Annotated in this window: 10 protein-coding genes; 9 read left to right on the top strand and 1 reads right to left on the bottom strand. The window is 72.3% G+C overall.

Features of this window, described 5'->3' with window-relative positions; translation table 11 throughout:
* Positions 1-58: 58 nt before the first annotated feature.
* On the bottom strand, positions 59-1483 hold the full coding sequence (gene argG, locus LL648_RS25115; RefSeq protein WP_232665174.1) for an argininosuccinate synthase: 1425 nt from the start codon (positions 1481-1483) through the stop codon (positions 59-61).
* A 272-nt stretch (positions 1484-1755) separates the two neighbouring features.
* Here argG and LL648_RS25110 point away from each other — a divergent pair, with 272 nt between their 5' ends.
* The 9 genes from LL648_RS25110 to LL648_RS25070 all read left to right on the top strand — a co-directional run bounded on the left by LL648_RS25110 (position 1756) and on the right by LL648_RS25070 (position 13033).
* Positions 1756-2391, top strand: coding sequence for a hypothetical protein (locus LL648_RS25110; protein ID WP_232665173.1), 636 nt, complete (start codon positions 1756-1758; stop codon positions 2389-2391).
* Complete coding sequence (locus LL648_RS25105) at positions 2388-3131, top strand: hypothetical protein (RefSeq protein ID WP_232665172.1); 744 nt, start codon at positions 2388-2390, stop codon at positions 3129-3131. Before LL648_RS25110 ends, LL648_RS25105 begins: the two co-directional genes overlap by 4 nt.
* A 17-nt stretch (positions 3132-3148) precedes the next feature.
* Positions 3149-4003, top strand: coding sequence for a VWA domain-containing protein (locus LL648_RS25100; protein ID WP_232665171.1), 855 nt, complete (start codon positions 3149-3151; stop codon positions 4001-4003).
* 9 nt (positions 4004-4012) lie between these two features.
* Complete coding sequence (locus LL648_RS25095) at positions 4013-4795, top strand: hypothetical protein (RefSeq protein ID WP_232665170.1); 783 nt, start codon at positions 4013-4015, stop codon at positions 4793-4795.
* Positions 4795-6261 carry a hypothetical protein gene (locus tag LL648_RS44860; RefSeq protein WP_305080795.1) on the top strand — a complete coding sequence of 489 codons (1467 nt, stop codon included), beginning with the start codon at positions 4795-4797 and terminating at the stop codon, positions 6259-6261. The genes LL648_RS25095 and LL648_RS44860 overlap by 1 nt, the downstream gene beginning before the upstream one ends.
* A gap of 20 nt (positions 6262-6281) precedes the next feature.
* Positions 6282-9665 (top strand): protein kinase domain-containing protein, encoded by a 3384-nt coding sequence (locus tag LL648_RS25085; RefSeq protein ID WP_232665169.1) that lies wholly within the window; start codon positions 6282-6284, stop codon positions 9663-9665.
* A 146-nt stretch (positions 9666-9811) separates the two neighbouring features.
* The gene (locus LL648_RS25080) at positions 9812-11680 is read left to right on the top strand and encodes a serine/threonine-protein kinase (RefSeq protein ID WP_232665168.1); all 1869 of its coding nucleotides are present in this window, start codon (positions 9812-9814) and stop codon (positions 11678-11680) included.
* A gap of 10 nt (positions 11681-11690) precedes the next feature.
* A complete protein-coding gene (locus LL648_RS25075) occupies positions 11691-12389 on the top strand; it encodes a hypothetical protein (RefSeq protein WP_232665167.1) in 699 nt (232 codons plus the stop codon).
* A 23-nt stretch (positions 12390-12412) separates the two neighbouring features.
* Entirely contained in the window at positions 12413-13033 is a 621-nt protein-coding gene (locus LL648_RS25070) for a hypothetical protein (RefSeq protein WP_232665166.1), read from the top strand.
* Positions 13034-13871 lie beyond the last annotated feature (838 nt).

The raw sequence follows: 13871 nt of genomic DNA, 5'->3' as shown, positions 1-13871 counted from the left end.
CCAACCTGCAGACCTCCGAGGGTGTGCAAGTAGGCAAAACGGTGGGGAAGTTCGGCCGTCAGTCCGTGCCGGACTCGATGGCGGCCTGGTCGAGCGCGTCGGAGTCGATCGGCACGGCCTCGCCGTCGTGCCCGCCCGCCGCGATCGCCTCGGCGCCGCCGGGCGGCAGCTCCCCGAAGATCCCGCTCCAGGCGGCGAGCAGCCCGTGCGTCGCGTACTGCTCGAGCTTGCTGCGGGTGTCGGCGATGTCGAGGTTGCGCATGGTCAGCTGGCCGATGCGGTCGTTCGGGACGAACGCCGGGTCCTGGCTGCGTTCCATCGACAGCTTCTCGGGGTGGTAGCTGAAGTGCGGGCCCACGGTGTCGAGCACGGAGTAGTCCTGGCCGCGGCGCAGCCGCACCGTGACGCTGCCGGTGACGAGGTTGCCCACCCAGCGCTGCAGGCTCTCGCGGAGCATCAGCGCCTGCGAGTCGAACCAGCGGCCCTCGTAGAGGAGCCGGCCGAGCCTGCGGCCCTCGTCGTGGTACATCGCGACGGTGTCCTCGTTGTGGATCGCGTTGAGCAGCCGCTCGTAGGCGACGTGCAGCAACGCCATGCCGGGTGCCTCGTACACGCCGCGGCTCTTGGCCTCGATGATCCGGTTCTCGATCTGGTCCGACATGCCCAGGCCGTGGCGTCCGCCGATGGTGTTGGCCTCCCGCACCAGCTCGACGTCGTCGGCGAACCCGCGCCCGTTGATCCGCACCGGCCGGCCCGCGGCGAACTCCACGGTGACGTCCTCCGCCTCGATCTCGACGGCCGGGTCCCAGAACGCGACGCCCATGATCGGCGACACGATCTCCAGCGACGTGTCGAGGTACTCGAGCCGCTTCGCCTCGTGCGTGGCGCCCCAGATGTTCGCGTCGGTGGAGTAGGCCTTCTCGGCGGAGTCGCGGTAGGGCAGCTTGCGCTGCGTCAGCCACGTCGACATCTCGTGCCGCCCGCCGAGCTCGGCGACGAACGCCTGGTCGAGCCAGGGCTTGTAGATCCGCAGGTCGGGGTTGGCGAGGAGGCCGTAGCGGTAGAACCGCTCGATGTCGTTGCCCTTGTACGTGGAGCCGTCGCCCCAGATCGAGACGCCGTCCTCGTGCATCGCGCGCACCAGCAGCGTGCCGACGACCGCACGCCCGAGCGGGGTGGTGTTGAAGTAGGTCTGGCCGGCCGACCGGATGTGGAACGCGCCGCACGCCAGCGCTGCCAGCCCTTCCTCGACCAGCTCGGCGCGGCAGTCGACGAGCCGGGCCAGCTCGGCGCCGTACGTCCGGCCGCGCTCGGGCACGTCGGCGAGATCCGGCTCGTCGTACTGCCCGATGTCGGCCGTGTACGCGTACGGCACGGCGCCGTGCTCGCGCATCCACGCCACCGCGACGGACGTGTCCAGTCCACCGGAGAACGCGATGCCGATGCGCTCACCGACGGGAAGCTTGTCCAATACCTTCGACACGCGCGTACCCTAACCGCCGCCTCGACGGGGTCCCCGCCTCGGGACCGCCGGTCGCCCTGCGGTTGAGCGCGATGCAGGTAGTCCGCTACCTGCATACCCGGCGTCCCGCGAACCGAGAATCGACCTCGTGGCCGATCGTCATCAGTTCCAGCACCTGTGGCAGCCGCACCGACAACGGGTGCCAGCACGGTGGCGCACCGGCCTGGGCCTTCCGACACTTCGTGGCATGAAGGTTCTGCCGACCTCGGCCTTCCCATGCACCTGAAGCCCTCATGCCCGTGAAGCACAGCAGCCGACCGGCGTTCCGGCACCCGCTGCTCGCCCCTGTGTACGCCGCCGTGCTCGCGTTCGGGACGGTGTCGCTCGCGGCGTGGGTGCTGCCGTCGCACCCGACCGGGACGGTCACGGTCGAGGGCGCGCCCGACGGCGTCCGGCTCGAGATCGTCGACGACGGCTCGGTGCTGGCGAGCGGCGAGCTCGGCGACGACGATTCCTGGACCCCGGAGGTCGCCGTCGCCGGCAACCAGATCTGCGTCCGCACCACCGCCGCGCTGCGGGTGGTCGGCTCGAACCCACCGAGCACGTGCACCGGACGCCAGCCGGCCGAGGCCGGATCGGGCGAGGTGAAGGTGGACGTCGAGCGGGTCAAGGTGCACGTGGCAGCGGCCGCCGGCGTGCAGGGCCGGCCGAGCGCGGAGCTGACCGTCGACAACGACGACGACATCCACCTGAACGACGACGGCGACTACTTCCCACCGACGCCGCTCGCCGGCCGCACGGTGTGCGTCGAACCCCGCGACGGCTGGGAAGTGGGCCCGCTGCCGGGGCTGCCCGGAGCACCGCGCTGCACCTCACCCAACAACCCCGCGGCGGACGTCGTGTTCACGCTGGTCCGGAGCAAGCCGTGAACGCGCGGGAGAGCGGTTCGTCGACGGCGGTGCTCGTCGCCACCGTCGTGCTCGCCGCCGCGGGTGGGGTCGTCGGCTTGATCGTGTGGCTCGACGACCCGGGGTTCCCGCTGAACCTCGGCATCGTGGTCGGCGCCGCCCTGCTCGGCACCGCTGTCGCGCTGCTGATCGCGCCGACGGCACCGGCACCCCCGGCACCGCCCGGCCGAGCCCCGAGCCGGACACCCGCCCGCACACCCCGACCCGCCGCGGACGGGTGGTGGACGGACGCGCCGGCGCGGCAGCCACCCGTAGAGCGACCACTGGCGGACCGGTCAGCGCCAGACCGATCACCGGCGGAGCACCGCACCCCGGATCCGTCGAGGCAGCCCGTGCCACCGAGCCCACCGAGCCCACCCGGCCCGCCTCCCGTCCCCGGCCAGGAGACCGCGCGGGTGGTGCTGCCCGTCGATGCGGCGCCGAGCTGGTGGAACCAGGGCCCGCACGACGCAACGAACCGTCGGCCCGCTTCCCGCGCTGCCCGTCAATCCGGGCCGGCCGCCCCGGACATGGCCGGCTACCGCCGGTCCGCGCGGATCGTCCAGTGCCCTCGGTGCGGGGCGTTCCGCATCGACGTCACCCATGTCGACGGCGCCGGGTACGCGTTCCGCTGCCGTGTCGACGACCACGAGTGGACGTGGCGCTCCGGCGCCGAATGGCCCGCCACGGTCGTCGCGAGCCGCCGCCGCACCACCACCTGACCAGGAGTCGGACACCCATGTACGAGCAGACGTTCTCCCGCACCAACCAGGGCTGCATCGTGTTCCTGCTGGACCGCTCGGACTCGATGAAGCACCAGTGGCAGTCCAGCGGGACGACGATGGCACAGGGCGCGGCCCGCGCGGTCAACAAGATCCTGCTGGACCTGTGCGTCAAGTCGGCGAAGGAGGTCGGCGGCACCGCACGCCACTACTTCGACATCGGCGTCTTCGGCTACGGCATCCGCCCGGGCGCGGGCGGCGAGGGTGTCGAGTCGGCGCTGGGCGGCGCGCTCGCCGCGAACCCGATCGTCGGGATCCCGAAGCTGTTCACCAACCCGCTCGCCATCGTCGCGGAGCCGTCGATCGACGCCGTCGCGACGTCCCGCGTGCCGGTCTGGGTCGAGCCGGTCCACGGCTACCGCACACCGATGTGCCAGGCGATCGCGGTGGCGGGCGAGCACGTCTTCGACTGGGCGTCGCGCCACATGGGCTCGTTCCCGCCGATCATCATCAACATCACCGACGGCATGGTCACCGACAGCCCGTACGACGGCGCCGACCTCACCGAATGGGCGTCGCGGCTGACCTCCATCGAGACCGACGACGGGCCGGCGCTGCTGTTCAACATCTTCCTCTCCCCCACCGGCGCCGCCGAGGTCATGTTCCCGACCAGCGCGAACGGCCTGCCCGACCCGGGCCCGGAGCTGTTCGGGATCTCCAGCCCGCTGCCGAAGACGATGGTGGCCAACGCCCGCGGCAGCCACGTCAGGGTCGACGACGGCGCCCGCGGGTTCGTGTTCAACGCCGGCCCCGGGACGCTGGTGAAGTTCTTGGAGATCGGCACCCGCGTCGCCGACCTCAGGGGTCGGTGAGGGCCGCCGATGATGCAGTCCCGATCGACGTGCTTCGCGCTGGAGAAGCTCGGCAGCAGCCCGCTGGAGTGGGAGGACGCCGCCGCGTTCCGCGACGGTTCGACGACGGCCCGGTTCGTCGTCGTCGACGGCGCCACCGAGGCCTACGACGCGCTGCGCTGGGTCGAGCACCTCGCGGGCTCGTTCGTCGCCGATGACGGGCCCGCGCTCGACCGCGACGGCCTGCGCGCCTGGTTCACGCAGGTGCAGGCGATGTGGGCGGCCGCGGCGCCTGACGTGTTCGCCAGCGTGATCGAGGAGCTCAAGTTCCGCGACGAGGGCTCGTTCGCGACGTTCCTGGGCGCCCGCCTCGTCGGCCTCGACGGCGCGCACCCGCGCTGGGAGGCCGCCGCGCTGGGCGACACCGTGCTGTTCCACGTCCGCGACCGGCGACTGCTCGCGCACTTCCCGCCGCTCGACGTCGAGAGCTTCGGCCTGTCCCCCGACGGCATCAGCACCCACGCCGCGTCCGTCGAACCGATGGCCCGCCGCCTCGAGTTCGCCTACGGCGACATCCGCGCGGGAGACCTGCTCTTCATGGCCACCGACGCGCTCGCGCAGTGGCTGCTGGTCGAGGCCCGGCGCAACCAGCACGTGCTGTGGGACCTGCTCGCCGACGTCGACCACGACGCGACGTTCGCCGCGCTCGTCGCCGACCAGCGCGCCGCCGGGCGGCTGCACAACGACGACGTCACGCTGCTGCGGGTGGCCGTCGACACCGCCGAGCCGTCGTCGCTGGTGGTGTGCCTGTGATGGAGTTCCCGAGCGGCGAGGAGTACATCAGGGCCGTCCAGCACCCCGAGCTGGTGTTCACCCGTCCCGAGCTCGTGGCGGCCCGGTTCGATGTGCACCCGCTGCTCCAGATCCCCGTCCCGGCCTCCGGCACCACCGCGGTCGTGTTCAAGGCGACCGTCGGCGGTCGCGCCCAGGCCTTGCGGTTCTTCACGCGGGAGGACGCCTCGACGCGCGAGCGCTACACCGCGCTCAACAGCTGGTTCACCGAACGCGGCCTCACCGACGACGTCGCGACCTGCGGGTGGATCGACGACGCGATCCTCGTCAACGGCCACCGCTGGCCGATGGTGCAGATGGAATGGGTCGACGGGAACACGCTCGACCAGCACGTCGAGGAGCTCGTCGAGGCCGAGGCACGCGACGAGCTGCGGTCGCTCGCCGGCTCGTGGCGCGACCTGGTGCGCCGAACCCAGAGCGCGCACTTCGCCCACGGCGACCTGCAGCACGGCAACGTGCTCGTCGACAACAGCGGACGGCTCCGGCTGGTCGACTTCGACAGCGCCTGGATCACCCCGTTCGCCCGCTCGGCGCCGCCGAACGAGGCCGGCCACCGCAACTACCAGCCGCCGAACCGGGTGTGGGGCCCGTGGATGGACACCTTCCCCGGCCTCGTCATCTACCTCTCACTGCTGGCGCTCTCCCGCGACCCCAAGCAGTGGGAGTACCTCAACGACGGCGAGAACCTGCTCTTCGGCAAGCAGGACTACAGCCCGCCGCACCGGACCCCGGCCTGGGGGCAGGTCGCGCAGCTGCACGATCCGCTCGTCGACCACCTCGCCGCCCGGTTGCGGGCGTGCTGCACACCCGGCTGGACGGCGACCGGCGACATGGAGTCGCTCCTCGGCGGTCCGGCGCCGTGGTGGACCCGCACGGGCACCCACAAGGTCCAGCCGCCGGCCGGCCAAGCTCCGGTCCAGGGCGGCCCGGTCCGGACGGCGCCGCGGCCGTCGCCCACGCCCCGGCCCGCACCGCCACAATCACCACCGCCGCCGTCCAAGCAGCAGACACAGCCGACACCCCGTCCCACGTCCCGGCCGCCTGCCGCGCCGCCCCGGCCCGCCGCCCCACCGCCTGCTACGGCCGCGGCCGGGCAGGGCAACACCTGGTGGCAGCAGACCGGCGCCCCACCGCAGGCCCCGGTACCGCAGGCCCCGGTACCGCAGACCCCGATACCGCCTGCGCCGGCTCCCCCGCCCCCGGCGGCTGCGCGGCCGGGCTCCGGGTGGCGCAAGATCGGCCGGTTCCTCGGGGCGGCGGCGCTGATCATCATCCTCTGGTACGTCGTCTTCATCGTGATGCTGGGCGCGCTCACCGCGAACGGGACGCAACCGTCGTCCGCGGTCGGCACGGCGGCCGTCCTGGCGCTCGTCCCGGTGCTGGTCACGCTCCACATCATCGCCAGGCGGAAGCAGAAGAAGCCGTGAGATCCCAGGAGAGACAGGCGATGGACCAGCGGATGTTCGGCCCGTACCGGATCGGACACCTCCTCGGACGTGGCGGTATGGGCGAGGTCTACCGGGCTTTCGACACGGCGCAGAACCGCATGGTCGCGCTCAAGCTCCTGCTGCCCAGCCTCGCCAGCGACGGGCACTACACGGCCCGGTTCCGCCGCGAGTCGGAGCTCGCCGCCCGGTTGCGCGAACCGCACGTCATCCCGATCCACCGCTACGGCGAGATCGGCGGCCAGCTGTTCATCGACATGCGCCTCGTCGAGGGCCGTGATCTTGCCGAGGTGCTGTCGAGCGGGCCGCTCGAGCCGGCCGCCGCCGTCGACGTGGTCGCGCAGGTCGCAGCCGCGCTCGACGCCGCGCACGCCGACGGGCTCGTGCACCGCGACGTCAAACCGAGCAACGTGCTCTGCGCCGGCTCGACCGCGGAGCAGGCCGCCGGGACGGACTTCGTCTACCTCGTCGACTTCGGCATCGCCCGCTCGATCGGCGGTGCGGGCATCACCACCGACGGCGCGGCGATCGGCTCCATCGACTACATGGCACCCGAGCGGTTCTCACAGGGCCCGACCGATCACCGCATCGACGTCTACTCGCTGGCATGTCTGCTGTTCGAATGCCTGACGGCTCGCAAACCCTTTGTGTCGCCGGAACGCCTCGGGGTGATCAGCGCGCACATGACCGCCCCGCCGCCCGCGCCCTCGCAGGTCCGGCCGGGGACGCCGGCAGCGCTCGACGAGGTGGTCGCACGCGGGATGGCGAAGGACCCGAACGACCGTCACGAGTCGGCCGCGGCGCTCGCTTCCGCGGCCCGTGCCGCGCTGGCCGCTCCCCCGGCCCCACCGGCGCCTCCCATCTCCGCGCCGGATCCGGATCCGCCGGCCGAGCGCGTACGGGCCGGTCGTGAGTGGTGGAAGGCGGCCGCCGCCAAGCAAGCGCCGCCCGAGCCGGCACGCCCTGCCCCGCCGCCCACCGTCCCGCCGACCGGTGGCTGGTGGACGCAGACGAACGCCGCAAGCAAGAAGCCGGCAGCCCGAACACCGGCGGCCCAGGCATCAGCACCGGCCGCTTGGTGGAAGGCCACAAAGAACGGTCGGTCGGCCGCGCCGGAAAAGCAGCAGCCGGCCGTCGTCGCCGAGCCGGTCAAGACACCGGAGCCGCGCAAGCCGCCTGTGTCGCCTCAGCCGTCCCAACCACCCCAGCAGCCCCAGCCACCCCAGCCGCGGCAGCCCGCGGAGCCGCGCAAACCTTCCGGACCGAGCCCGACCTTGCACTACACCGCCCGCCACGAGCCGGCGACCGCTCCGGCAGCGCCGCCACCGCCTCCGGCTCGGCCGGCTCCCGCGCCCGCCCAGGTGCCGCCCCGCGCACCCGGCGGTCCGGCCGCGTGGCAGCAACGGAAGGCGACCGCGCTGCACCAGCTGACGGCGGCGTCCGTCGTGATCGGCAGGGCGGCGGAGTGCGACGTGGTGCTGGCCGACCCGCTCGTCTCCCGCCGCCACTCCGAGCTGCTCTACGTCCACGGGTCGTACCGCATCGCCGACCTCAGGAGCTGGAACGGCACATTCGTCAACGGCCGACGCATCAGCGAGCCGACGACGATCGGGCCCGACGACGTCGTCGGCATCGGCCACTCGTTGCTGCACCTGCAGGGCGGCACACTCGTCGAGTACACCGACGAGGGCGACATCTCGTTCGAGGCCGACAACCTCGTCGTCACACGCTCGGGCAAGCGGCTGCTCGACGGCGTCGGGTTCGCGTTGTCGGAGCGGTCGCTGCTGGCGGTCGTCGGGCCGAGCGGGGCCGGCAAGTCGACGCTGCTCGGTGCGCTGACCGGACAGCGACCCGCCGACTCCGGCCAGGTCCGCTACGCGGGCCGCGATCTCTACGACGGCTACGACGAGCTGCGCCAACGCATCGGCCTGGTCCCGCAGGACGACATCCTGCATCCGCAGCTGACGGTGCGCAGGGCGCTGCGGTACGCCGCCTCGCTGCGGTTCCCCGCCGACACCCCGGCCCGGGAACGCAACGAGCGGGTCGAGGAGGTCATCACCGAGCTGGGCCTCAGCGAGCAGGCGACGCAGCGGATCTCGACGCTGTCGGGCGGCCAGCGCAAGCGGACGAGCGTCGCGCTGGAGCTGCTGACCCGCCCGTCGCTGCTCTTCCTCGACGAGCCGACGTCGGGTCTGGACCCCGGCTTGGACAAGTCGGTCATGCAGACGCTGCGCGGGCTCGCCGACGACGGCCGCACCGTCGTCGTCGTGACGCACTCGCCCGCGCAGCTGGAGGTGTGCGACCGGCTGCTCGTCCTCGCGGCCGGCGGCAAGCTGGCCTACTTCGGGCCGCCCGGTGAGGCACTGGCCTACTTCGGGCAGAAGGACTTCGCCGACATGTTCCTGCTGCTCGACCAGTCCCGTGACGTCGACTGGACGAGCCGGTTCCGGGCGTCGCAGGCCTACGCGAAGTACGGCGCCCCGGCCACGACGGCGCCGCCCGCCGCGCCGCGTTCCGCCCCGCCGCCCGCGCCCCGCCAGCAGCCGGCGCTGCGGCAGTTCGGGGTGCTCGCCCGCCGCTACCTCAACGTGATCGCATCCGACCGGCCGTTCGCGCTGTTCATGATCGGGCTGCCGCTCGCGCTGGCCGGGTTCGCCCAGCTCCTGCCCGGCCGGGCAGGGCTCTCGGCCGCGGAGTGGGGCCGGCTCGGTTTCCAGCCGAACGACGATCCGGTGCAGCTGCTGCTGATCCTCGTGCTCGGGTGCGCGTTCATGGGGTTCGCCGCGGCGTTCCGCGAGCTGGTGAAGGAACGCACCATCTTCGGGCGGGAGCGGGCCATCGGCCTGTCGTCCGGCGCCTACGTCGTGTCGAAGCTCGCCGTGCTCGGGGTGCTCGTCACGGCGCAGAGCACGCTGTTCGGGGTGCTCGCCGTCATGGGCAACCCGGTGCCGGACCAGCCGGTGGCGCTGGGCGACGGCACCGCGGAGGTGATCGTCGCCATGGTCGCGGTCGGTCTCGCGATCATGGTGCAGGGGCTGCTCGTTTCGGCGTTGATCGCCAATGCCGACCGCGGCATGCCGTTGCTCGTGCTCGTGCTGCTCCTGCAGTTCATCCTGTGCGGCGCCCTGATCCCGCTCTCCGGCAACCCGCCGCTCGAACAGCTCTCCTGGCTCGTGCCGGCCAGGTGGGGCTTCGCGATGGTGGCGGCCACCACCCGGTTCCGCGACGAGCAGTTCGCGACGTTCGACCCGCTGTGGCGGCCGGAGAGCGCCGTGTGGACGCTCGACCTGGTCGCGCTCGCGGTGCTCACCGTCGTCGGCGCGGTGCTCGTGCTGGTCGTCGTCCGCCGCCAGACGGCGCTCCGGAAGCAGCCCAGGCGCCGGTAGCGAGCTTGCCCGGCGAGCCCGAAACTTCGGTGAACTTCGAAGGAACTCGACGGCCCGATTTCGTCGTGATATTGGCTGCCGCAATCGATCCGAGCGCAATTCCTATCGTTTTGACTACCGCAGATCGCGGTTCGTAGACTCCGGCGGTGTTCCCGGCGATCGACCACCATCCACAGCTCGTAGCGGGGCGATACCGGTTGGTCGCCAAGATCGGCTCCGGCGGCATGGGCACCGTGTGGCAGGCCGTCGACCAGCTGCTCGGCCGCACCGTCGCGCTCAAGCGCGTCCGCCTCGACCTCGTCGACCCGGTGCACGTCGCCGTCACGCGGGAACGGACGATGCGCGAGGCCAGGATCGCCGCCGCGCTGCACCACCCGAACATCGTCTCGATCTTCGACATCGTGATCGACAACGATGAGCCGTGGCTGGTCATGGAATACGTCCCCGCCCGCACATTGGCCGAGCTGCTCACCGAACACAGGACGCTGCCGTGGGCCGACGTCGCCGCGATCGGCGCGCAGATCTCCGCCGCCCTCGCGGCCGCGCACCACGCGGGAATCGTGCACCGCGACGTCAAGCCCAACAACATCCTCATCACCCCACCCGGCCCGGGATCGTCGGTGAAGCTCACCGACTTCGGCATCTCGCACGCCGCCGGTTCCCCCGCGATCACCTCGACCGGCGTGCTCACCGGCACGCCCGCCTACTTCGCGCCCGAGACGGCACGCACCGGCGAGACCGGGCCCGCGTCCGACGTCTACTCGCTCGGCGCCACCCTCTACGCCGCGACGGAGGGCTTCCCGCCGTTCGGCGACGCCGGCACCAACCCGCTCGCGCTGCTCAACCGCATCGCGACCACCGACCTGCCGCCGCCGCGCAACGCGGGCCCCCTCACCGCACTGATCCAGCACCTCACCGCGCGCGATCCGGCCATGCGGCCGCCCGCCGCGCAGGCCCAGGCCGTGCTGCACGAAATCGCGATGCACCTGCACCACGGCGGCCGGTCCCCGACACTCGTCGCGCCCGCTGCGCGCAAGCGCCGCGGCCGCGCCCTGCTACTGGCCGGTGCGGCGTTGCTGACCGTGCTCGCTGTTGCCGCCGCGGCGATCGTGGTCGTCCAGAACCGGCCCACGGGCGCTGCACCCGCCGCGGCACCGACGACCACCACCTCAACGCCCGCACCGCTGCCGGTCGTGGGTCCACGCGCGGCCGATCCCTGCGGGTTGATCGACATCCCGGCGCTGACCAGCCAGTTCGGCCCGACCGAGATCGTGGTGGGGTTCGAGGACTTCGCAGAGTGCACCGCCGACGTCACCGTCGGCAGCCAGAGCTCCTTGCTGTTCGTCGAGTTCGAGACCGCGGAGCAGGCGAAGTCGGTGGGGATCGAAGCACCGACCGGAGCATTTCCCCAGGTCACACCGGGAGTTGTGACCAACCACAACGTGTGTCGCAGCCGCCTGTTCCTCGATGCCTCCACCTCCGTCGAGCTGTCCGCCTCGCCTCCCGAGGGTTCGAAGCTGGATTCGTGCGCGATCTCGTCGTTCAGCGCGTCGGCCGCGGAGGCGATCCTGCGCCGCGACGGCCTCCCGCAACGGCAGCCGGACAACGCGTCGCCGCTCGCCGGTCTGGATGCGTGCACGCTGCTCACGCCGGCCGAGGTCGACGGAAACGCGGCCGACCGCGTCGTCCGGTACAGCGGCTTCGCGCAGTGGACGTGCCTCTGGGAGATCGGCAACCTCACCGCCGAGGTCGTATTCGTCCGCGACTACGAGTTCAGCGGCTACTCCCAGCTGACCACCGTCGGCGCGCACTCCGCCGCGACCGACGCGGTGGACCCCGAGCGATGCGACATCTCGCTCCTGCAGCGCACGTTCGCCCCCGCCGGCGCCGGCGACAACCGGATCGAGGCGACCGAGCTCAGGCTCTTCGGGTCGAAGCCGGGCACCGCGGTGTGCGCCGAGGCGACCCGTCTCGCCACCATCATCGAGGGCCGCCTCCCGGCCCCGGTCAAGTAGTGGGCGGTCGATGACGGGCCGGACACGACGGCTGCTGCGCGGTGGGCTGGTGGCGCTCCTCGTGCTGGCCCTCGCGGGGGTGGTCGGGGTGGTGGTGGCGTTCCCCGCCGTCGCCGCGACGACCTGCCCCGGCTGCTACGGGATGGTGCAGCTCCGGCCGGGGGTGCACGTCGAACCCGGGCTGTCGAGCGCCGAGGAACAGCACGTGCTCGAGGTCGTGGACAGCGCTGAGCGGCAGGTGGACGGCTTCTTCGGCGGTCTGGCGAGTTCACCGTCGTTCCTCGCCTGCCGCACCGACGCCTGCTACTCGCGCATCGGCGGCGGTGGGGAGCGTGGCGTCGCCGTGCTGAACCGCGCGGTGATGCTCTCGCCGCGCGGGCTCGACCCGGTGATCGCGACCCACGAGCTGACGCACGTCGAGCTGCACACCCGCCTCGGCGGCGCCGCCGTCCCGCAGTGGTTCGACGAGGGACTCGCCGTGCTCGTGAGCGGGGACGACCGCTACCTCCGCGCGGACGGTGACCGGTGCCGCGTCGAGCCCGCCGGCCCGCTCCCGTCGACCCTGCCGGAGTGGCTGCGCGCAGCGAGCGCCGACCCGCAGGTGTACGCGCAGGCGGCCTGCCGCGTGAGCCGGTGGGCGGCGACGAACGACGTGCGGGCGCTCGTCGCGGGGCTCGCGGACGGGGCCCCGTTCCCGGATATCCCGTAGCTGCCCGACCTAGGATCGTGATCATGGCCGCTGCACCGGGACCCGTCACCGCCGACGACGTGACGGCGGTGGTCGCCGCTGCCGTCGCCGCACTCGCCCCCACCGCCGACGGCGACTGGACGGCCGCGGCAGGCGACCTCACCTGGGACTGCTGGGAGACCGTCGAGCACGTCGCCGACGACCTCTTCTACTACGCGGCGCAGCTCGGCGCCGGCGGGCGGCCCGGCTACCTGCCCATGCGGGCAGAGGCGAACCACCATGGCGGCGCGGAGAACACGGTCCGCGTCGACCCGGCCGACGGGCTCGACGGCCTCCTCGCCGTCCTGACGGCGATGGGCGCGCTGCTGGCGTCGATGGTCCGCACCACCCCGTCGACGGTGCGCGCCCACCACACCTTCGGCCCCGCCGACCCCGAGGCCTCGGCCGCGATGGGGGTGCTGGAGACGCTCGTGCACACCTACGACGTGGCCGGCGCGCTCGGGACGGCGTGGGACCCGGACCCCGACCTCTGCGCCCGGGTCCTCGCACGCTTGCTGCCGTCGGTCGACCGGACCACCGACGCATGGGCCGACCTGCTCTGGGCGACGGGCCGCACCGAACAGGACGGGCGACCCCGCCGCGAACGGTGGGGATGGAAGAACTGACGCAGCGACGAGCGAGTCGCGACCCCACTGCGCGCGAGGCGGGGCCACACCGCACGCGAGTCGCGGCCACACCGCACGCGAGTCGGGGCCAAGCCGTGCGCGAGTCGGGGGCGGCGGGTGAGTCGGGACCACACCGCACGCGAGTCGCGGCCACACCGCACGCGAGTCGGGGCCAGGCCGTGCGCGAGTCGGGGGCGGCGGGTGAGTCGACACTTCCGGCACGGTGAGTCGACACCTTCGGCACGGCGAGTCCCACCCTCCGGCGGGCGAGTCCGACGTCCCGGCAGGTGAGTCGCGCGTTCGGGAGCGGTGAGTCGCGCGATCCGGGGCGGTGGAGTCGCGCGGTCCAGAGCGGTGAGTCGACACTTCCAGCACGGCGAGTCCCACGTCTCCGCGGGCGAGTCCCACGTTTCGGCGGGCGAGTCGCGCGTTTTGGGTGGGTGGGGTGGGTTCTCGACGTGGTTCGTTGGGTGGGTTCGTGGCGGATGGTCTCGCGGTGGTGGTTCTGTCGGGCTTGGTGGTCGCGCGTTTTTGAAGGGCGCCCTCGCCGGGCGGGCAAGTCTCCGGGATGGGTTGGTCGTGCCATCCCGTCGACCTCCTTGGGGATACCACACGGCCGCCCGTGGGCGGAGCTTGCTTTGTTGCCTTGCGGTTTTGTTGAGGGCCGCCCACGGGCGGCCGTGTGGTGGGGTTTTTCCAGGTCGACGGGATGGCACTCTCAGCTCCACCCGTGGGTGGCGGGCACGCCTTCGGCGCCGGCCCGGGCTTGGGTGTCGACAACGACGTTTTGGCTGTTGTTAGCGCTCACAAACGACCAGAACGTCGTTGTCGACGCTTT

It is taken from the genome of Pseudonocardia sp. TRM90224 (genome assembly GCF_021245725.1).
Classification (GTDB): domain Bacteria; phylum Actinomycetota; class Actinomycetes; order Mycobacteriales; family Pseudonocardiaceae; genus Pseudonocardia.
Note: the sequence above shows the minus strand (reverse complement) of the source record. Positions and strands in the feature narration are given on the sequence as shown.